The sequence below is a fragment of the Actinobacillus porcinus genome (assembly GCF_901764995.1).
GTDB lineage: Bacteria > Pseudomonadota > Gammaproteobacteria > Enterobacterales > Pasteurellaceae > Exercitatus > Exercitatus porcinus.
In genome coordinates this window covers 118,442-137,927 of the sequence record NZ_CABFKI010000004.1, presented here as the reverse complement: position 1 = coordinate 137,927, position 19,486 = coordinate 118,442, and the positions used below count along the sequence as shown (strand labels likewise).

Genomic DNA, 19,486 nt, shown 5'->3' with positions numbered 1-19,486 from the left:
GGGAACTCCCTAACCAATTTAGTTAATTAGGAATGTTATGAATTCAGTTTTAGTTTCATTAAAACAAAAGTTAAGTGCTATTAATGAACTTATTTTAGATAAAAATGATGTGGTTTATTTTGATTATCCGCTACATTTGAACGTAGGGGATTTATTAATTTATGCAGGAACAGAGCAATTTTTTAAAGATTACCACATTCAAATTAAATTGCGCCGAGCATTGCAAGCCTTCGATTTAAAGGAAGCGAAAAAATATATTGGAAAAAACACTACGATTTTATGTCACGGTGGTGGTAATTTTGGAGATTTATATCCGCTGATTCAAAAAATGCGTGAAGATATTGTTCAGGCATTTCCAAATAATCGCATTATTTTATTACCACAAACCGCGCATTATTCTTGTGATGATGCAATGAAAAAATCGGCATCATTATTTTCTCAACATCAAGATTTACACCTCTTTTCACGAGATCGTAAAACCTTTGAAATGATGAAAACTCATTTTTCTCAATATACTTATCTTTCACCGGATATGGCGCACCAACTGTATGGTAAATTGCCACCAAAAGAACATAAAAATACACAACGTACGTTATATTTCTTACGCAAAGATATTGAGAAAAGCCATATTGAAGCAGAAATTCAAGCAACCTTACCTAACTTAGATAATGTAAAAGACTGGGAAGATATTTTATTACCAAGTGATATTAAGTTTGAATTATGGTGTAGTCGTTTTTCTAAATTAGCGAATAAATTTAAGTTAGGCTTTGTAAAAAATAAAATTAATGATCTTTGGTATCAACATGCATTAGCGGTTATTTCACGTTGTCAAGATATATTCCTGAGTTATGATGAAGTCATCACTAGTCGTTTACATGGGCATATTTTTTCTTGTTTATTAGGGTTACCTAATCAAGTTTGTGATAATTCCTATGGGAAAAACTCAGGCTATTATCATCAATGGACAAGTGAAATAGATTACACGAGACTTTATAATTCCGATGAAAAATAATCGTCATTTATTCACACTTATTGTGGTCACGATTTTAAGTATGGGGCTTACGATGGTAAGTTCCTTTGTCCTTGCTCATATGCTTTCCGTGGATGATCGTGGTACGCATCAATTATTTATTACAACGGTTTCTTATGTTGTAACCATTGCAACAGGGGGCTCGGGTTTTGCGCTCGCGCTTTCAATGCGTCATAAACAATATTTACATTGGCGCCGTTATTTACTGGCTTTTTTAGCGGTCGCAATTATAGTGGCATTATTAGCAATTGCGCTGTTTGATTTTACTAAATTTGAATGGTTATTTGTGATTAATGTGATTTTTACAGCCATTCTTACGATTACCCTAGAAAAAAGTAAAATTGATCCTAAATTAAAAATTTATCGCGCATTAACCTTACAACAACCGGTATTATTAGTGGCGATTTATGGCGGGGCTTATTTATTACTAGGTGAGCAACCCCTTGAATTAGTGATTCAATTATTGACTGTATTTAGTCTTATTCAAGGTGTGACCTGTTTATATTATCTCTATAAAATTGAGAGAAAATTCAAGCAGGAAAATGAACATCTTGAAAAAATAGACCGCCCTTTTTTCTTAAAAACATGGGGTAAACAAAATCTCTATCAAATATTTGGTGCAACCACATCAAGTATTGATAAATTCTTAATTGTCGCTTGGATTGGCCATTATTACTTAGGGCTTTATACCGTTTGTATTGCCTTTGATGCCTTATTAACTAAATTTATTAATATGCTAACCGATTATTATTATTCAGGTTTATTGAATAATTTAAATCGAATTAAATCAGTATTAGCTGTGATTGCCTTAATGAGTGTTGGTGCTGTTATTTTAACCCCATTATTAGCAGAACCTATTATCCGTTTTTTCTTTAGCGCGAAATATATTGAAGTTGCCCCTATTCTTATTTGGTTTATTTTAAATTCAATTATTGCGGGATTGTCTTGGTTGCTTTCGCAAAATATGTTAATTCAAGGCAAACAAATTTTGTTATTTACCCGCCAATTAATTTCTATTGGTGTGTTTGTAGTGTTATTTTATCTGTTAAGAGAAGAGCAACTTTATGGCGTGGCATTTGCCTTTTTGGGAGCAAGCCTAACGCGTTTAGCTATCTCGATTGTGTATTATTTTAAATATCCGATTAAAAACTTGAAAATAGAGCAAAAATGAAAAAATATTTAATTTCTCTTGAGAAAGATAGGTATCGCCGTGAGCTATTTTTCTCTCAACCGGATACGGCGGATTTTGAGATTTTTAATGCCATTAATACGATGGTGTTATCTGAATCCGAATTACAGCAAAAATTCAACTTTGAACGTTTTAAACAAACTTATCATCGTAATGTGACAAAAGGGGAAATTGGTTGTACTTTAAGTCACCTAGCGGTTTATCAGAAAATTGTTGATGATCAACGTATTGCTGAAAATGAGTATGCATTGATCTGTGAAGATGATGTCCTTTTTGCTGAAGATTTTAATGAAAATTTAACCGCACTTTTAAATGAAAAACTCAATGCAGATATTGTTTTAGTTGGACAGTCAAAAATTTTAAGTTTTGACGATAAAGAGTTATTTATTAATTATCCAACCACTTTTAAATTTGCTCAAAAGAAACTCGCTAACACAAAATACGGCTATGCCTATCCTTACCGAAATTATTTTGCCGGTACAGTGGCGTATTTAATTAAAAAATCAGCCTGTAGAAAGTTTTTAGCTGAAAAAAATATTTATTGGCTTGCGGATGATTTTATTTCTTTTGAACAGAAATGGCAGTTAGATACTGTGGTTGTTCGTCCTTTAATGGCAATTGAAAATCCAAGCTTAACCAGTAATTTAGAAGCTATTCGCGGCTCATTGAATAATAATATGTTCAAAAAATTATTGAAATTTCCACTGAAAAAAATATTGGCAATTAAGAGAAATTTATAATGTCTGCATTAGTCAATTTATTTTATTTATATGATCCTTGGTTTTTTCATATCCTACGCATGAGTATGCTAATAGGCGTTTTGACTTTGTTGTGGTTTGGCTATCGATGGTATCAAAAAGCACAAAAACAATTCGTACTTCCTGTGGATAGCTTGCTGGTTTGTTTAGCTTTAATTGTGTTTTCGATTATCCCTATTCTAATTAACGGAACAAAAGAATGGGGAGTGATCAGCATGTATATTAAATCGGCGGTTATGTTTGGTTTTGGGATTGTGATTTACAATGTATGTTATCTAAATACAGAAAATAAAACACAATTACTGCGAGATTTAAATATGGGTATTGCTGTTCAAGCCATAATAGGATTTTTGGCATTATTAGGGATTTCTTTTGCGGTAGAACTTGCACTTAATACGAACTCAATAATGGGCGGACATTTACCGCGCTTTATTGGTTCAGAACAAGAATATCGCCTTTATAATTTAACCTCATCTGCCTTTTTCCCATTAAGTGCTTTCTATTTAATGCTATTACATTTTCTGTTAGCAGCACATAAAAAAGATAAAGCATTAAATGGCGTATTTTTATTTTTACTGCTTTGTATTGGCTTGATTTCAGGGCGCACATTTTTAATTTTTTCAACAGTAAGTATTCTGGTTTATTTCCGTTTTAGCTATATTTCGGCACTGATAGCATTTGGTTTATTATGCTTAGGATTAGCTTATTTTTATCCAACACATCCTTATGTTGAACATGCACTTGAGCCTTTAATTAATTTATTTCATGGTAAAAGTTTAAGTTCATCCACAGATACTTTGATGAATAAACATTTATTTATGCCGGCAATAAAACAGTTAATTATGGGGGATGGGCTTTACTATCAACCTAATGGTTGGAGCTATTATGGTGGTTCAGATTCAGGGTTTATTCGCCAAGCATTATATGGTGGTGTGGGTTACATCTTAATTTGCTTTTTATTTACGGCTTATTTTGTTAAACGTATTGCGGATAACTGGTTTAATGGCAGTTGGATATATATTTTATCTACCTTATTTTTATTAAGCGTGTTAAATATCAAAGCAGATACTTATGCTTACCCAGGTTTAATGACCACATTTTTAATGTTTATTTCATTATTTGGAAATAAAGGAAAATTAAAACTTTTTGAGAGAAGATAATGTTTAGTATTATTGTTCCTTCCTATAATCGTAATGCAGAATTAACGGCGTTATTAAGCAGTTTAGAAAAGCAAACGGTAAAAAATTTTGAAGTTATTGTGGTAGATGATTGTTCACCAAATACCATTCAAATTGACCGCACTTTTAGTTTCCCTGTTACGCTGATTCGTAATGAGGTAAATTCAGGGCCGGCTAAAAGCCGTAATGTTGGGGCAGAGCATGCACAAAATGAATGGCTGTTGTTTTTAGATGATGATGATCGTTTTGAAAATAACAAATGTGAATTATTGGCTCAAGCCATTAATGAACATCCGCAAGGGAATTTTATTTATCACCCCGCAAAATGTGAAATGGTTAATGAGGGATTTACTTATATCACTCATCCATTACCCCCGGAGCAATTAACTTTGGAAAAGATACTGCTGGCGAATAAAATTGGTGGTATTCCAATGATAGGGATTAAAAAAGCCTTTTTTGTTGAATTAAATGGATTATCAACGGAATTAAAATCTCTTGAAGATTATGATTTTGTATTAAAAGTGGTTTCAAGTAAAAACTTTAACCCTATTTATGTGGATAAACCGTTAACCTTATGTTCATTCCATACGAAACGCTCGAGTGTGTCGACTAATATGGAAAATACAGAAAAAGCTATTGAGGTTATTCGCGAAAAATATGTAAAAACGTCAGAACAAGCAGATAACTTTAAATTAAATTCGCTGTATATTTTAGTTTATCCGCACGCGATGAATTTATCTCGGAAAGCTGCAAAATATTATTTTGAAATGTTTAAACTGAGTCATCGTTTAAGTCATTTAATTATTGCAGTGGTTACATTTATTTCGCCTAAATTGGCAATTAACTTAAAAAGATTTGTATAAATGAAATTTTCAGTTTTAATGTCCTTATATATTAAGGAAAATCCCGAATTTTTACGTGCCAGCTTACAAAGTTTAGTGGATCAAACGGTGCAAGCTGATGAAATTGTGTTGGTTTTAGATGGGGCAATTACTGCTGAATTAGCCGCTGTAATTGATGAATTTCAGACCAAATTACCGATTAAACGCGTGCCATTGCCACAAAATGTAGGATTGGGCAAAGCCTTAAATGAAGGGATTAAAGCCGCTCGTAATGAATGGTTGTTCCGGATGGATACGGATGACATTTGTCTTCCGGAACGCTTTGCAAAACAAGTTGCTTATATTGAACAGCATCCTGATGTGGTGATGTTTAGTACGCAAATTGCGGAATTTGATGCGGATCCTTCGGTGATTACCGCAGAACGTCATGTGCCAACAGACTATGAAGAGATTGTAAAATTTAATCAAATGCGCTCACCGTTTAATCATATGACTGTGGCTTATCGTAAATCCTTACTCGAAGAAGTGGGCTATTATCAGCATCATTTATTCCTAGAAGATTACAATTTATGGAACCGTATTATTGCCACGGGTAAAAAAGTGGGCAATTTACCTGAAGTGCTTTTATTGGCACGTACGGCGGGTAATGCGATGTTCAGCCGCCGCCGCGGTTGGACTTATGCTAAAAGCGAATGGAAACTGTATCGCCTAAAACAACAGCTTAAAATTCAAAGTGCGGTAAGTGGTTTTGTCACTTTTTTAGCGCGTACGTTACCACGTTTAATGCCCGTTTCAGTAGTGAAACTTTTATATAAATTAATGAGAAAATAATTAAAAAGAGATAATGATGAAAACATTGCTAAAATTAACCGCACTTTCCGTTTGCTTTATGGTGGCAGGCTGCTCTTCAAACTCAAATACTCAGCGTATTTCGCCTTTAGCCGAAACGGCAACCTATAACAAAGCACGAACATTGAATAACTTCCAAGATTATGTGCAATTTTTAAAACGTAAAGCAGCAGGGCAGGGTGTTTCTGCGGCAACCTTAAATGCCCAACAAAATATTCGCTATATTACGAAAGCGGTAGCGTTAGATCAGAAGCAAGCAGGCAATTTAGCGCGCCGTAAAAATCAACCGCCTTCGCCGCCTAATCCAAATGGGGCAACCAACTATATAACCAAACATTTGACCCAAGCCAAAGTGGATAAAGCAGAAGAAAATTACTGGGATATTCGTACGCCATTACAGAAAGCAAGCCAAAATTTTGGTGTTCAACAAGAATTTATTTTGGCTTTATGGGGTATGGAAAGTAGCTTTGGTTATTATCAAGGGAATTTTGATGTGCTTTCTGTGCTAGCGACACTTGCCTTTGATGGTCGCCGTGAAAAGTTATTTAGCAAAGAGTTTGTCAATGCTATGAAAATGCTGGATCGTAATGATATTCAACGCACACGTTTATTGGGATCTTGGGCAGGGGCGATGGGGCAAACGCAATTTATGCCTACGTCCTATTTGAGTTATGCTGCTGATGGCGATGGTGACGGTCGTAAAGATATTTGGACAAATGAATATGATGTGTTCGCATCTATTGCCAATTATTTACATACCGTAGGTTGGAATGATAAGTTACCTTGGGGTGTCGAAGTAGAATTAACGCAATATATCGATTTGGCACAATCGGGGACAGAAAAAGGTAAATCTCGTTCTTTAAGTGATTGGCAAGCGCAAGGTGTAACGTTAAAAAATGCCTTTGAGCAGAATAAGTTAAATGCCATGGCAAATGCAGAGCTATGGTTAGTTCGTCCTGATAAAGAAGTGGGGCGTGCTTTTTTAGTGACCAATAATTTCCGCACTATTTTAGATTGGAACCGTTCAACTTATTATGCATTAAGTGTAGGGATGTTCGCTGATCGTATTAAAAGCGTGACAGGAATGTAAATATAACTTGCCAATATGTAAAGAGTTTAGGTATTATGCCTAAACTCTTTTTTATTATTTATTGAGGAAGCAAAATGAAAAAAACACTTTTAGCCGTTTTATTCACCGCACTTACCAGTGTTTCAGTTCAAGCGAATACTCAAACGCCGGATACGTTAGCTAAAATTCTTGAAACCAAAGAAATTAAAGTTTGTTCGCCAGGGGATTATAAACCCTTTAGTTTTGATACAAACGGCAAATTTGAGGGGGTGGATAATGACTTAGTGAATAAATTAGCAGAAAGTTTAGATGCTAAAGTCACTATCGTTAAAACCACATGGAAAACCTTATTAGCGGATTTTGAGCAAAAATGTGATTTAGCCGTAGGCGGGATTTCTATCACGTTGGCTCGTCAACAAAAAGGATTGTTTACTGAACCTTATTTTACTAACGGTAAAACCCCGATTGTGCGCTGTGAAGATGTGAAAAAATACCAAACTGTAGAAGATATCAATCGCCCTGAGGTGAATATTATTGCTAACCCGGGCGGTAGTAATGAAAACTATGCGCGTACTGTGTTGACCAAAGCAAAATTAACCATGAACCCTGAAAACTTGACGATTTTCCAGCAAGTCATTGATAAAAAAGCCGATGTATTTGTAAGCGAAGCCGCGGAAGCTATTGTAAAAGCCCATGAGCATAAGGGTGTACTTTGTGCCGTGAATCCGGATAAACCATTGAAACCGGCTAAAAATGCATGGTTGGTACCAAATAATGATTTCCGTTTTAAAGCCTATGTAGATCAATTCTTTGCGTTGGAAAAACAATCCGGTGAGTTGCAACGTATCATTGATAAATGGTTACCGCGCGATTAGTGATAATGGACTATAAATGGCCTAGCACGATTGGTGCTAGGTTTATTATCTTTTCGTTTACTGGAAATGATCCAACCCAAATTGATAAAGCGCATTTTTCTTGTAGCCATAAAGTTCTGCCACGATAGCGGCGGCTTTTTTGAGCGGTAATTCATTGGCGATTAAAGTTAAGGCTTTGATGGCTTGTGGGTTAAAACTATCGTCATCTTCTGCCTTGGGTTTTCCTTCAATGATTAACACCATTTCGCCTTTGGTTCGATTAGGATCTTCGGTTAGCCATTGGCGTAAATTGCTGACGGTGTCCCCTGAAATGGTTTCCCAAGTTTTGGTGATTTCTCGCGCCAGTACCATATAACGCTCAGCGCCGAGTACAGTTTCAATATCTTCTAGCGTGTCTAAAATGCGGTGTGTGCTTTCGTAGAAGATTAAAGTGCGGTCTTCTTCGGCAATGTTTTGTAATTTGTCTTTACGCGCTTTGGATTTGGCGGGTAAAAAGCCTTCAAAACAGAAGCGATCTGAGGCAATACCTGAAGCACATAATGCAGTGATGGCGGCGCAAGCACCAGGTAGCGGAACGACTTTTAAACCCGCTTGGCGGCATTTGCGTACTAAATGAAATCCAGGGTCGCTAATTAATGGTGTGCCTGCATCGGAAATGAGCGCGATATTTGTACCTTGCTGTAATTTTTCCACTAAGAGATCGGCTTTTTGCTGTTCGTTGTGATCGTGTAAGGCAAAAAAGGGCTTTTTGATGCCGTAGTGATTGAGCAATAAACCGCTGTGTCTTGTGTCTTCCGCGGCGATTAAATCTACTTGTGCAAAGGTGTCTAACGCGCGCTGGGATATGTCTTGTAAGTTGCCGATGGGGGTGGCAACAATATATAAAATGCCGGTTTGGTTCATTTTGTTTCTTCTTTTAATTGCTTTTAGTCGGTGAGAGAAGTAAGATCTGCATAATTTTCTCAAAACTCTCAATGGAGTGATTTATGACTATTTTATTACAAGGCACGAAATTTAAGAAACGTTTAATGCCACTTTTATTCCCAATGTTGTTAGCAGGTTGTACGAATTTATTTGGTGATAATTTTGCAAGCACCTTAAAAAATGATGCCAATGCCAGTTCTGATTTTTATATGAACAAGCTTGAGCAAACGCAAAATAGAGAAGATCAGCAGACTTATAAGTTGCTTGCAGCACGTGTAATGATGACCGAAAATAAAGTTCCGCAAGCGGAAGCGTTATTAGCGGAGTTACAAGATTTAACGCCAGAGCAGTTATTGGATAAATCGATTATTGATGCGCATATTTTAGCGGCAAAACGTAAAAATACGGAAGCGATGAGCGCGCTTCGCGGGATTAATCTTGCGCAATTAAGTCAATCGCAAAAAGCACGTTACTATGAAGTGGCCGCAAAAATTGCAGAAAATCAAAATGATGTGATTGAAGCGGTAAAAGCGCGTGTTCAAGTGGATGCGAATTTAACGGACGTTCAACGAAAACAAGAAAATATTGACCGCACTTGGGCATTGTTGCGTGCGGCGAATAAAGGCACGGTCAGCGGTGCGAGCGCAGACAGTAACCCAGGATTAGGTGGTTGGTTAGCGTTGGCGAAAACCTATAATGATAATGTCAATCAGCCGTCACAATTAGCGAAAGTTTTAGAGAGCTGGAAAGCACAATATCCAACTCATAGCGCGGCGTATTTATTCCCGACTGAATTGAAAAGTGTGAGTAACTTCCAACAAACACAGTTGAATAAAATTTCGGTATTGTTGCCGTTAAGTGGCGATGCGGGTGTGATTGGCTCAACGGTGCGTTCGGGATTTAATGATGCTCGTGGTGCTGATAATGCAATGCAAGTGGAATTTATTGATACTATTGCCACCTCTGTACAAGATGCGGTAGCGCAAGCCAAAGCCACAGGATCTTCCGCGATTGTAGGGCCATTATTGAAACCGAATGTGGATACGGTGATTAATAATCCAAGTGCTATTCAAGGCCTTGATGTTTTAACCTTAAATTCCACTTATAATGAACGTGCGGTAGATAAGCTTTGCTATTTTGGTTTGTCACCGGAAGATGAAGCGGAATCAGGGGCGGATCGTATGTGGAATGATAATATTCGCAATCCATTAGTGCTCGTTCCACAAGCAGACGTGGGACAACGTACCGCTTCAGCGTTCAATGTTCGTTGGCAACAATTGTCAGGCAATGATGCGAATATCAAATTCTTTAGTAGTACGGATGAAGCTGCGGTATTAATTCAAGACGGTGCAAATAAAAATGCGGAAGGGGTTTATGTGGTAGCAACCGCGGAAGAGTTAATTGATATTAAATCCGCATTAACGAATTCCGGTTCAACGGCGCGGGTTTATGCAAGTTCACGTAGTAACACCTCAAATAGTACGCCTGAATTCCGTTTACAAATGAACGGGGTGAGATTTAGCGATATTCCGTTCTTTAAAGAAACAGATGCGGCACAATATCAAAAAATTAATCAAGCTACAGGCGGCGATTATAGTTTAATGCGTTTGTATGCAATGGGTGCCGATGCGTGGTTATTAGTTAATCAATTTAATGAGTTGCGTCAAGTGCCGGGTTTTGCTGTGAGTGGTTTGACAGGTAAACTCAGCGCCGGGCCAAATTGTAATATTGAACGTAATATGACGTGGTTTGAGTATCAAGATGGGAATGTGGTGCCATTAAATTAATGTTAGATTCATTAAAACGCCGTTTAACCACGCGTGAACAAGGGGCGAGCTTTGAGCATCAAGCTCGCCTTTTTTTAGAACGCCAAGGACTTAAGTTTATCGCTGCCAACCAGTATTTTAAGTGCGGTGAGCTTGATTTGATTATGCAAGAGGGTGAAACCATTGTATTTGTAGAAGTTCGCCAACGTAAAAGCAATGCTTTTGGGTCGGCAGTGGAAAGTGTGGATTGGCGGAAACAACAGAAATGGCTTGATGCGGCCAATATGTGGCTGGCGAAACGGGGTTGCAGTTTGGAAGATGCTGATTGCCGTTTTGATTTGATTGCTTTTGGGCGTACTGTTAATGATATGCAGTGGTTTCCTAATTTTTTGGATTGATTATGCTTGATAAAATTAAAGATCTTTATAATGAGAATATTCAAACGCAAATTGCCGCTTCGAGAACCTTACCTGAGCAATTGCAAAAGGCGGTTCATGCCATTGTCGCGGCATTGTTGCGTGGGAATAAAATTATTGTGTGTGGGCATGGGCGTTCGTATGCCAATGCGCAGATTTTAGTGGCAAATTTGCTTAATCGATATGATTTAGAACGCCCGAGTTTTCCTTCGGTGCTATTAAATCTAGATAGTGCGGTCGGCGCCGCCATTATTTCTGATCAGCATTTGACCGCACTTTATCAGCGTCAGTTTAATGCAGTGGCTCAACAAGGGGATATTTTGGTTGTCATGTCGCCTTTTGCAAATGATGAGCCGATTTTAGATGTGGTCAACTGTGCGACAACAAAGGATGTTTCAATTATCGCCTTAACTGGGGCGACAAATGATTATTATCAAGGTATCTTGACGGAAAATGATATTGAAATTCAAGCACCCAGCCAAAAAGAAAGTCATATTTTGGAAAGTCATTTGTTTATCATTAATGCGTTATGTGAATTAATTGATCATAGTTTGTTCGGACAACAGTAAATTAATTTTTTAGTTGCACTTTAAATCGTAAAAAGTTGCCCCAATAACAAAGAAACATTAACGGAATTTTTTATTTTATGGGAAGAAAACGTTCGGCAAGTTCGAGCCGTTGGTTAAACGAACATTTTAAAGATCCTTTTGTCCAAAAGGCGCATAAACAGAAATTGCGTTCGCGTGCCTATTTTAAATTGGATGAAATCCAGCAAACCGATAAATTGTTTAAACCGGGAATGACGGTGGTGGATTTGGGTGCGGCACCTGGCGGTTGGTCGCAATACGCGGTGACGCAAATTGGTGACAAGGGGCGGATTATTGCTTGTGATATTTTGGAGATGGATCCTATTGTAGGCGTAGATTTCTTACAAGGAGATTTCCGCGATGAAAATGTCTTAAATGCCTTGTTGGAACGCGTGGGGGACGAAAAGGTTCATGTGGTGATGTCCGATATGGCACCGAACTTTAGTGGTATGCCATCAGTGGACATTCCGCGCGCTATGTATCTTGTTGAACTTGCTTTAGATATGTGTAAACAGGTTCTTGCCACCAAAGGGAGCTTTGTGGTGAAGGTATTCCAAGGCGAAGGCTTTGATGAATATTTACGTGAAATTCGTTCCTTATTTTCCGTGGTCAAAGTTCGAAAACCTGAAGCTTCGCGTGGGCGTTCTCGTGAAGTTTATATTGTAGCAACAGGTTATAAAGGTTAAGAAAAAAAGCCTTGTCCTACGGAAAAAATTGGCGTTGACTATTAGTTTCTTTGTCAATTTTAATATATGCTATTAACAAATTTTTAACTAATAATTTTTTAACTAACTATGAGGTTTAAACCTTGAACGATATGGTAAAAAATCTAGTCCTTTGGGTGGTGGTAGCTGTTGTCATGATGACCGCATACCAAGGCTTTAATTCCACTGAGACGAGCAATCAAACGGATTACACCACATTTATTACAGATGTGGGGAACAATCAAGTTTCACAAGTTAAATTTAGTGATGATCGTGAGATTAGCGTTACCAAAACTGATGGCTCAAAATATGCCACGGTAATGCCAATCTATGATGACAAAATCTTAAATGATTTGTTAAATAAAAAAATCAAAGTAGAAGGCACAATGCCTGAAGGGCGTAGCTTACTCTCGCAAGTGCTTATTTCTTGGTTCCCAATGCTATTTCTCGTTGGTGTGTGGTTCTTCTTTATGCGCCAAATGCAAGGCGGTGGTGGTAAAGCGATGAGCTTCGGGAAAAGCCGCGCCAAAATGTTGACCAAAGATCAAATCAAAGTCACATTTGAAGATGTCGCCGGCTGTGATGAAGCGAAAGAAGAAGTTGGTGAGATTGTTGATTTTTTACGAGATCCAACGAAATTCCAAAATCTTGGCGGTAAAATTCCAAAAGGCGTTTTAATGGTAGGTCCACCGGGAACCGGTAAAACCCTTATCGCTAAAGCTATTGCGGGGGAAGCTAAAGTACCATTCTTTACGATTTCAGGTTCTGATTTCGTGGAAATGTTCGTGGGCGTTGGGGCATCACGTGTGCGTGATATGTTTGAACAAGCGAAGAAAAATGCGCCTTGTTTGATTTTTATTGATGAAATCGATGCCGTAGGGCGTCAACGTGGAGCGGGTCTTGGTGGTGGTCATGATGAACGTGAGCAAACCTTAAACCAAATGCTCGTTGAAATGGATGGCTTTGAGGGCAAAGAAGGCATTATTGTTATTGCGGCGACTAACCGCCCTGATGTATTAGATCCAGCGCTGGTTCGCCCAGGTCGTTTTGACCGTCAAGTGACCGTTGGATTGCCTGATGTACGTGGTCGTGAGCAGATCTTAAAAGTCCATATGCGAAAAGTGCCTTTAGGTGATGATGTAGATGCGATGACGTTAGCGCGCGGAACACCAGGTTATTCAGGCGCCGATTTGGCTAACCTCGTTAACGAAGCAGCACTCTTTGCCGCGCGCGGCAATAAACGTGTTGTGACTATGTTAGAGTTTGAAAAAGCGAAAGATAAAATCAATATGGGCCCTGAACGCCGCTCAATGATGATGACGGATAAGCAAAAAGAAAGCACGGCTTATCACGAAGCCGGTCATGCTATTGTGGGTTATTTAGTACCGGAACACGATCCGGTACACAAAGTGACGATTATTCCACGCGGACGTGCACTAGGTGTGACCTTCTTCTTACCGGAAGGTGACCAAGTGAGCATCAGCCAAAAACAATTAGAAAGTAAACTTTCTACCTTGTATGCAGGTCGTTTGGCTGAAGAATTGATTTATGGTGAAGAAAATATTTCTACCGGTGCATCAAATGATATTAAAGTCGCCACCAATATTGCGCGTAATATGGTGACCCAATGGGGTTTCTCCGATAAGCTAGGTCCAATTCTTTATTCAGAAGATGAAGGCGAAGTGTTCCTAGGGCGTTCAATGGCCAAAGCCAAACATATGTCGGATGAAACGGCTCATACTATCGATGAAGAAGTTCGTGCTATTGTAAATCGTAACTACGGACGTGCTCGTCAGTTGTTGATTGATAATATGGATATTTTACACGCAATGAAAGATGCGTTAGTGAAATATGAAACCATTGAAGAAGAACAAATCAAACAATTGATGAACCGAGAGCCCGTAACACCGCCATCGGGTTGGGATGAGAACAGTTCAAAACGAACACAATCAGATGAACCTAAAGCGGAAAATAATAATCAAAGTGCGGTTGAAAAATCAGACAATTTGTAAGATTTAATTAGAAAGAAGGCGACAGTGATGTCGCCTTTTTAGTCCTAATTAAATCATATATTCAATATCAGACACTTTTATGCCCGATTTTTTAATTTTTAGTCAAAATCGGGCATTTTATTTGTAATGAAATACGACTGTGCTAGAGTTTTTTGTGATTTAGTTCACGAAAATACGACTAAAATTTAAAATTTCTTTTTTATTTAGGCTTCTTAATGAAAAATATATTCAATATTTATCGTACTAGCTAGGAGGCACTATGAAACAAAAACGCTATCATGCCGATTGGAGTTCAATCAAAACTCATGAAGTACCGCAATGGTATGAAGATGCAAAATTCGGCATTTTCATCCACTGGGGTGTTTATTCTGTACCAGCGTTTGCACCGCCAACTTGCCAGTTGGGAGAGATTGATATTGATGAACAATGGTTCTGTAATAACCCTTATGCAGAATGGTATTTCAATTCAATTAATGTTCAAAAAGGCCCCACCTATGAGCATCATTTGAAAACCTATGGTGCAGATTTTACCTATGCTCAGTTTATTCCACAGTGGAAAGCGGAAAAATGGCAGCCGGATCAATGGGCGGAATTATTTAAACAAGCCGGTGCGAAATATGTGGTATTGACTACGAAACATCATGATGGTTTTTGCTTATTTCCAAGTAAACATACTGACTTTAACTGTACGCAGGCAGGCCCAAAACGGGATTTAATGGGTGAATTGACGGAACAAGTGCGTGAGAAAGGGTTGCGTATGGGGGCTTATTATTCGGGAATTATCGATTGGCAATATGCCTCTGATCCGATTTTTACGGAAAGCCAAAACTTCTCTAATGCTTGCCCGACCTATGAATATGCGGATTTTGCCTATAAACAGGTGATTGAGCTTATCGACCGCTATAAACCGGATGTGCTTTGGAATGATATCGGTTGGCCAAAAGCGGGCGAACATATGTTACCACACTTATTTGCTCATTATTACAATACGGTCGCGGAAGGTGTGGTTGATGACCGTTGGAATAAATTGTGGTGTGACTTTACATCTAAAGAATACAAACATGGTACCGCTTCTCGTGATAAAAAATGGGAAATGTGCCGTGGTATGGGCTTATCTTTCGGCTATAACCAAGTGGAAGATGAAAGCCATTTAATTTCAGTGAAAGATTTGGTGGCACTTTTGGTGGAAACCGTGGCAGATAACGGCAACCTGTTATTAAATATCGGGCCTAAAGCAGATGGTACCATTCCGCAAGAGCAAGTGGATCGTTTATTAGCCTTAGGTCAATGGTTGGCGGTTAATGGTGAAGGGATTTATCACTCTAGATGCAGCCGCAATCCAACCCAAAAACTGGGTGATGTCACGCTTTATCATACAAAAGTGCGGTCAGATTTATACTTGTTTGTGGATGGATTGAAAGCGGGTAAAAATAGCCTGCCATTATCCTTATACGGCAACATTGAGGCATTAAATCCTGAACTGAAATTCCATGTAGAAAACACCGCGGAAGGACGTATTCTACACATCGAAAATTACCAACCGGATTGGTATATCTTAGGTTTTAAAATTGCAAACGGGGAGGAATAGTTATGAGTAGTATCTCAACACGTTTCATTGATTTTATGAATCAACACGTTGCACCTGTAGCAAAACGGCTAGAAACTCAACCGCACATTTCTGCGATTCGAGATGGTTTTATTGTGGTATTACCGTTTTTGATTGTGGGCAGTTTTATCATGATTTTGCTGATTCCACCTTTTGACGAAAATACCCAAAACTCTTTTGGTCAAGCGTGGTGGACATTTTCTCACTGGGCAAGTGATTATGGTTGGCGTTTCTTCCAAATGTCCTTTAATGCCATTTCCCTGTTTACCTCTGCAAGTATCGCTTATAACCTTGCGAAAGCCTATAAACGCGAGCCTTTACCGGCAGCGTTCTTATCGGTAATGACTTTCTTATTAGTCGCCGCACCGGTGAAAGATGGTGCTATGGATATTAAATTCTTTGGAGGAATTGGTTTATTCTCTGCGATTTTTATCGCGATCTATACGGTGGAATTAACCCGTTTATTAGAGTACTTAAACATCCGTATTCGTTTACCAAAAGAAGTACCAAGTGCGGTGGCAGAATCCTTAAATATCGTGATTCCAATTTTAGCCGTATTGCTCACGCTTTATCCGGTCACACTCTACATTGAACACGCAACAGGTTCAACTATCCCACAGATTATCATGGACTTTATGGCACCATTAATTAAAGTGAGTGATTCTTTAGGTGCAATCTGTTTATTCGTCTTCGCCACACACTTGCTTTGGTTCTTGGGAATTAACGGTTCTTTAGTGTTGATGCAATTATGGACACCATTCCTATTGCAAAACATGGCAGCAAACCTTGCCGCGTTCCAAGCAGGTGAACCATTGCCATATATCATCACCAACTCATTCTGGGATTTCTATATTGTGCATGGGGCATCAGGTGGGGTTATTGCCTTAGCCTTCTTATTGGTTCGCAGTAAATCTGCACACTTACGTTCCATCGGTAAAATCGGTTTGGTTCCGTCTTTCTTCTCTATCGGCGAACCTATCGTGTACGGTGTACCAATGGTTGTGAACCCATTATTCTTTATCCCATTGATTTTCGCTCCAATGGCGAATGCGATTATTGCCTATCTCTTACTTGACTTTAATCTCATTCACCGTATCTACCTCATGGCACCTTGGACAACACCGGCACCAATTGGGGCGTACTTGGTGTCAGGAGGCGATCTATGGGCACCAATACTGAGTGCAGGCTTAATTTTATTAGATGTGGTAATTTATTATCCATTCTTTAAAATGTACGAAAAAGTCTGTTTAGAAAAAGAGAAAACGCAAGAACTGAATGAAGCGGCTGCTAATGAACTTATGCAAAAAGCACAAGAAGCGGCTCGTTAGTTTTATTATTATGTTGATGATATAAAAAACAACCCTGCACAATTTGATTTGTACAGGGTTGTTTTCGTTATCTAGTGATTAGATTTTACAAGCACCGCCTGCGCAACCGTCATCCATATCTTCTTGGGCATCGTCTGCGCCGTCTCGGGTATTTTGATAGTAAAGTGTTTTTAAACCGAATTTATAAGCGGTTAATAAGTCTTTTAATAAGACTTTCATTGGTACTTTGCCATCTTCGAAACGTTGTGGATCGTAGTTGGTATTGGCAGAGATCGATTGGTCAACGAATTTCTGCATAATACCCACAAGATGTAAATAACCGTCCATATTTGGCATATCCCACAATAATTCGTAGTTTTCGCCTAGGGTTTCATATTCCGGCACCACTTGTTTTAAAATACCGTCTTTTGATGCTTTGACACTGATATGACCACGCGGTGGTTCGATACCATTGGTTGCATTAGAAATTTGTGAAGAGGTTTCTGACGGCATGAGCGCGGTTAATGTTGAGTTACGCAAACCGTGGGTTTTGATTTCTTCACGTAATGTTTCCCAATCGTAATGAAGTGGTTCGTTGGTAATGCTATCAATATCTTTTTTGTAGTTATCAATCGGTAAAATACCTTTTGAATAACGGGTTTCGTTGAAGAATTCGCAAGGACCGAGTTCTTTAGCCAAATTCATTGAAGCTTTGAGTAAGTAATATTGAATAGCTTCAAATGTGCGGTGTGTTAAGTTATTTGCGCTGCCATTTGAATAACGAACGTTATTTTTTGCTAAATAATAAGCATAGTTAATCACACCAATCCCTAAAGAGCGGCGACCGAGTGAGCTACGGCGCGCAGCGGCAACAGGGTAGTCTTGGTAATCTAATAAGGCATCTAAAGCACGAACTGCTAAATCGGCAAGTTCTTCTAATTCATCAAGATTTTCAATTTTACCTAAGTTGAATGCCGAAAGTGTACATAACGCAATTTCACCATTTTCATCGTGGAAATGTGTTAATGGTTTGGTTGGTAAGGCAATTTCCAAGCAAAGGTTCGATTGACGCACAGGGGCAACCGCAGGATCAAATGGCGAATGGGTATTCGTGTGATCCACGTTATGAATATAAATTCGACCTGTTGAAGCGCGTTCTTGCATTAATAATGAGAATAACTCTACCGCTTTAACCGTGCGTTTACGAATAGCCGGATCTTGTTCATATTGTTCGTAAAGTTGTTCAAATTTCTCTTGATCGGCAAAGAAAGCTTCATATAACCCCGGGACATCAGATGGACTGAATAACGTAATGTCACCACCTTTAATTAAGCGTTGATACATTAATTTATTCAACTGTACACCGTAGTCCATATGGCGAACACGGTTATCTTCCACACCACGGTTGTTTTTCAACACCAACAGGCTTTCTACTTCTAAATGCCAAAGCGGATAGTAAACCGTTGCTGCACCACCGCGCACGCCGCCTTGTGAACAAGATTTAACGGCGGTTTGGAAATATTTATAGAATGGAATACAGCCTGTATGGAACGCTTCACCGCCGCGAATAGGGCTACCTAATGCACGAATAGCACCGGCATTTACCCCGATTCCAGCACGTTGTGAAACGTATTTCACAATCGCTGATGCGGTGGCATTAATTGAATCTAAGCTATCGCCACATTCAATTAATACGCAAGAACTAAATTGACGCGTAGGCGTACGCACCCCTGCCATAATCGGCGTTGGTAATGAAATTTTAAAGGTTGACGTAGCGTCATAGAAACGGCGAATATAATCTAAACGCGTTTCTTTTGGATATTTTGAGAATAAACTTGCGGCAACCAATAAATATAAGAATTGAGCCGACTCGTAAATTTCGCCTGTAACGCGGTTTTGTACCAAATATTTGCCTTCAAGCTGTTTCACCGCCGCATAAGAGAAGGTCATATCGCGCCAGTGGTCTAAGAAATCATTCATTTCTTCCCATTCTTCGCGGGAATAATCCGTTAAAAGTGACTCATCATATTTGCCCATACGAACTAACTTTTTCACTTGCTCATAAAGACGTGGTGGCTCAAATTGACCATAGGCTTTTTTGCGCAAATGGAAAATGGCTAAACGTGCAGCTAAATATTGATAGTCCGGCGCGTCTTTGCTAATCAAATCTGCTGCCGCTTTAATGATCGTTTCGTGAATATCTGAGGTACGAATACCTTCGTAGAACTGAATGTGTGAACGCAATTCCACTTGCGAAACAGACACATTGTCTAAACCTTCCGCCGCCCAAGTAATGACGCGGTGGATTTTATCTAAATCGATGGGTTCAAGTTGTCCGTCACGTTTGGTGACCATCAATGCTTTATTCATCTTA

The 19,486-nt window shown here is 38.8% G+C and carries 17 protein-coding genes; 15 read left to right on the top strand and 2 right to left on the bottom strand.

From position 1 onward, the window contains the following. Positions 1–37 precede the first annotated feature (37 nt). The 8 genes from E7T07_RS04305 (at position 38) to E7T07_RS04270 (ending at position 7,790) form a co-directional block, all read left to right on the top strand. Positions 38–1,012 (top strand): polysaccharide pyruvyl transferase family protein, encoded by a 975-nt coding sequence (locus tag E7T07_RS04305; protein ID WP_135709690.1) that lies wholly within the window; start codon positions 38–40, stop codon positions 1,010–1,012. Then, complete coding sequence (locus tag E7T07_RS04300) at positions 1,002–2,201, top strand: lipopolysaccharide biosynthesis protein (protein WP_135709689.1); 1,200 nt, start codon at positions 1,002–1,004, stop codon at positions 2,199–2,201. The genes E7T07_RS04305 and E7T07_RS04300 overlap by 11 nt, the downstream gene beginning before the upstream one ends. Beyond that, positions 2,198–2,959, top strand: a complete 762-nt coding sequence (locus E7T07_RS04295) for a glycosyltransferase family 25 protein (RefSeq protein ID WP_135709688.1) — start codon at positions 2,198–2,200, stop codon at positions 2,957–2,959. Before E7T07_RS04300 ends, E7T07_RS04295 begins: the two co-directional genes overlap by 4 nt. Then, entirely contained in the window at positions 2,959–4,137 is a 1,179-nt protein-coding gene (locus E7T07_RS04290) for a hypothetical protein (protein WP_135709687.1), read from the top strand. The genes E7T07_RS04295 and E7T07_RS04290 overlap by 1 nt, the downstream gene beginning before the upstream one ends. After that, positions 4,137–5,018, top strand: coding sequence for a glycosyltransferase family 2 protein (locus tag E7T07_RS04285; protein ID WP_135709686.1), 882 nt, complete (start codon positions 4,137–4,139; stop codon positions 5,016–5,018). Before E7T07_RS04290 ends, E7T07_RS04285 begins: the two co-directional genes overlap by 1 nt. Continuing rightward, entirely contained in the window at positions 5,019–5,828 is an 810-nt protein-coding gene (locus E7T07_RS04280; protein ID WP_135709685.1) for a glycosyltransferase, read from the top strand. A gap of 10 nt (positions 5,829–5,838) precedes the next feature. Continuing rightward, positions 5,839–6,936 carry a lytic murein transglycosylase gene (locus tag E7T07_RS04275; protein WP_167874931.1) on the top strand — a complete coding sequence of 366 codons (1,098 nt, stop codon included), beginning with the start codon at positions 5,839–5,841 and terminating at the stop codon, positions 6,934–6,936. Between the two features lie 74 nt (positions 6,937–7,010). Continuing rightward, the gene (locus tag E7T07_RS04270) at positions 7,011–7,790 is read left to right on the top strand and encodes a transporter substrate-binding domain-containing protein (RefSeq protein ID WP_135709683.1); all 780 of its coding nucleotides are present in this window, start codon (positions 7,011–7,013) and stop codon (positions 7,788–7,790) included. 57 nt (positions 7,791–7,847) lie between these two features. Here the strand turns inward: E7T07_RS04270 and rsmI are convergent, their stop codons facing one another. Further along, positions 7,848–8,693, bottom strand: coding sequence for a 16S rRNA (cytidine(1402)-2'-O)-methyltransferase (gene rsmI, locus E7T07_RS04265; protein ID WP_135709682.1), 846 nt, complete (start codon positions 8,691–8,693; stop codon positions 7,848–7,850). 83 nt (positions 8,694–8,776) lie between these two features. On the opposite strand from rsmI, the gene E7T07_RS04260 reads away from it, so the two are divergent. The 7 genes from E7T07_RS04260 to E7T07_RS04230 all read left to right on the top strand — a co-directional run bounded on the left by E7T07_RS04260 (position 8,777) and on the right by E7T07_RS04230 (position 17,133). Further along, positions 8,777–10,501, top strand: a complete 1,725-nt coding sequence (locus tag E7T07_RS04260) for a penicillin-binding protein activator (RefSeq protein ID WP_135709681.1) — start codon at positions 8,777–8,779, stop codon at positions 10,499–10,501. After that, positions 10,501–10,878 (top strand): YraN family protein, encoded by a 378-nt coding sequence (locus tag E7T07_RS04255; protein WP_135709680.1) that lies wholly within the window; start codon positions 10,501–10,503, stop codon positions 10,876–10,878. The genes E7T07_RS04260 and E7T07_RS04255 overlap by 1 nt, the downstream gene beginning before the upstream one ends. 2 nt (positions 10,879–10,880) lie before the next feature. Continuing rightward, entirely contained in the window at positions 10,881–11,465 is a 585-nt protein-coding gene (locus E7T07_RS04250; protein ID WP_135709679.1) for a D-sedoheptulose-7-phosphate isomerase, read from the top strand. A 77-nt stretch (positions 11,466–11,542) separates the two neighbouring features. Next, the gene (gene rlmE, locus E7T07_RS04245) at positions 11,543–12,169 is read left to right on the top strand and encodes a 23S rRNA (uridine(2552)-2'-O)-methyltransferase RlmE (protein WP_135709678.1); all 627 of its coding nucleotides are present in this window, start codon (positions 11,543–11,545) and stop codon (positions 12,167–12,169) included. A 131-nt stretch (positions 12,170–12,300) separates the two neighbouring features. Continuing rightward, entirely contained in the window at positions 12,301–14,199 is a 1,899-nt protein-coding gene (gene ftsH / locus E7T07_RS04240; protein WP_135709677.1) for an ATP-dependent zinc metalloprotease FtsH, read from the top strand. A gap of 259 nt (positions 14,200–14,458) precedes the next feature. Then, positions 14,459–15,787 carry an alpha-L-fucosidase gene (locus E7T07_RS04235; RefSeq protein WP_135709676.1) on the top strand — a complete coding sequence of 443 codons (1,329 nt, stop codon included), beginning with the start codon at positions 14,459–14,461 and terminating at the stop codon, positions 15,785–15,787. A 2-nt stretch (positions 15,788–15,789) separates the two neighbouring features. Next, on the top strand, positions 15,790–17,133 hold the full coding sequence (locus E7T07_RS04230) for a PTS sugar transporter subunit IIC (RefSeq protein ID WP_135709675.1): 1,344 nt from the start codon (positions 15,790–15,792) through the stop codon (positions 17,131–17,133). A gap of 78 nt (positions 17,134–17,211) precedes the next feature. On the opposite strand, the gene nrdA is transcribed toward E7T07_RS04230, so the two are convergent. Next, entirely contained in the window at positions 17,212–19,482 is a 2,271-nt protein-coding gene (gene nrdA / locus E7T07_RS04225; RefSeq protein WP_135709674.1) for a class 1a ribonucleoside-diphosphate reductase subunit alpha, read from the bottom strand. Between the last annotated feature and the right edge of the window lie 4 nt (positions 19,483–19,486).

Excerpts from the sequence above, each read along its gene's own strand:
- E7T07_RS04260 (WP_135709681.1), top strand. The coding sequence starts at position 8,777 with ATGACTATTTTATTACAAGGCACGAAATTTAAGAAACGTTTAATGCCA.
- E7T07_RS04235 (WP_135709676.1), top strand. The coding sequence starts at position 14,459 with ATGAAACAAAAACGCTATCATGCCGATTGGAGTTCAATCAAAACTCAT.
- E7T07_RS04270 (WP_135709683.1), top strand. The coding sequence starts at position 7,011 with ATGAAAAAAACACTTTTAGCCGTTTTATTCACCGCACTTACCAGTGTT.
- ftsH (WP_135709677.1), top strand. The coding sequence starts at position 12,301 with ATGGTAAAAAATCTAGTCCTTTGGGTGGTGGTAGCTGTTGTCATGATG.
- E7T07_RS04280 (WP_135709685.1), top strand. The coding sequence starts at position 5,019 with ATGAAATTTTCAGTTTTAATGTCCTTATATATTAAGGAAAATCCCGAA.
- E7T07_RS04250 (WP_135709679.1), top strand. The coding sequence starts at position 10,881 with ATGCTTGATAAAATTAAAGATCTTTATAATGAGAATATTCAAACGCAA.
- E7T07_RS04255 (WP_135709680.1), top strand. The coding sequence starts at position 10,501 with ATGTTAGATTCATTAAAACGCCGTTTAACCACGCGTGAACAAGGGGCG.
- E7T07_RS04300 (WP_135709689.1), top strand. The coding sequence starts at position 1,002 with ATGAAAAATAATCGTCATTTATTCACACTTATTGTGGTCACGATTTTA.
- E7T07_RS04290 (WP_135709687.1), top strand. The coding sequence starts at position 2,959 with ATGTCTGCATTAGTCAATTTATTTTATTTATATGATCCTTGGTTTTTT.
- E7T07_RS04230 (WP_135709675.1), top strand. The coding sequence starts at position 15,790 with ATGAGTAGTATCTCAACACGTTTCATTGATTTTATGAATCAACACGTT.
- rlmE (WP_135709678.1), top strand. The coding sequence starts at position 11,543 with ATGGGAAGAAAACGTTCGGCAAGTTCGAGCCGTTGGTTAAACGAACAT.
- rsmI (WP_135709682.1), bottom strand. The coding sequence starts at position 8,693 with ATGAACCAAACCGGCATTTTATATATTGTTGCCACCCCCATCGGCAAC.
- E7T07_RS04295 (WP_135709688.1), top strand. The coding sequence starts at position 2,198 with ATGAAAAAATATTTAATTTCTCTTGAGAAAGATAGGTATCGCCGTGAG.
- E7T07_RS04285 (WP_135709686.1), top strand. The coding sequence starts at position 4,137 with ATGTTTAGTATTATTGTTCCTTCCTATAATCGTAATGCAGAATTAACG.
- E7T07_RS04305 (WP_135709690.1), top strand. The coding sequence starts at position 38 with ATGAATTCAGTTTTAGTTTCATTAAAACAAAAGTTAAGTGCTATTAAT.
- nrdA (WP_135709674.1), bottom strand. The coding sequence starts at position 19,482 with ATGAATAAAGCATTGATGGTCACCAAACGTGACGGACAACTTGAACCC.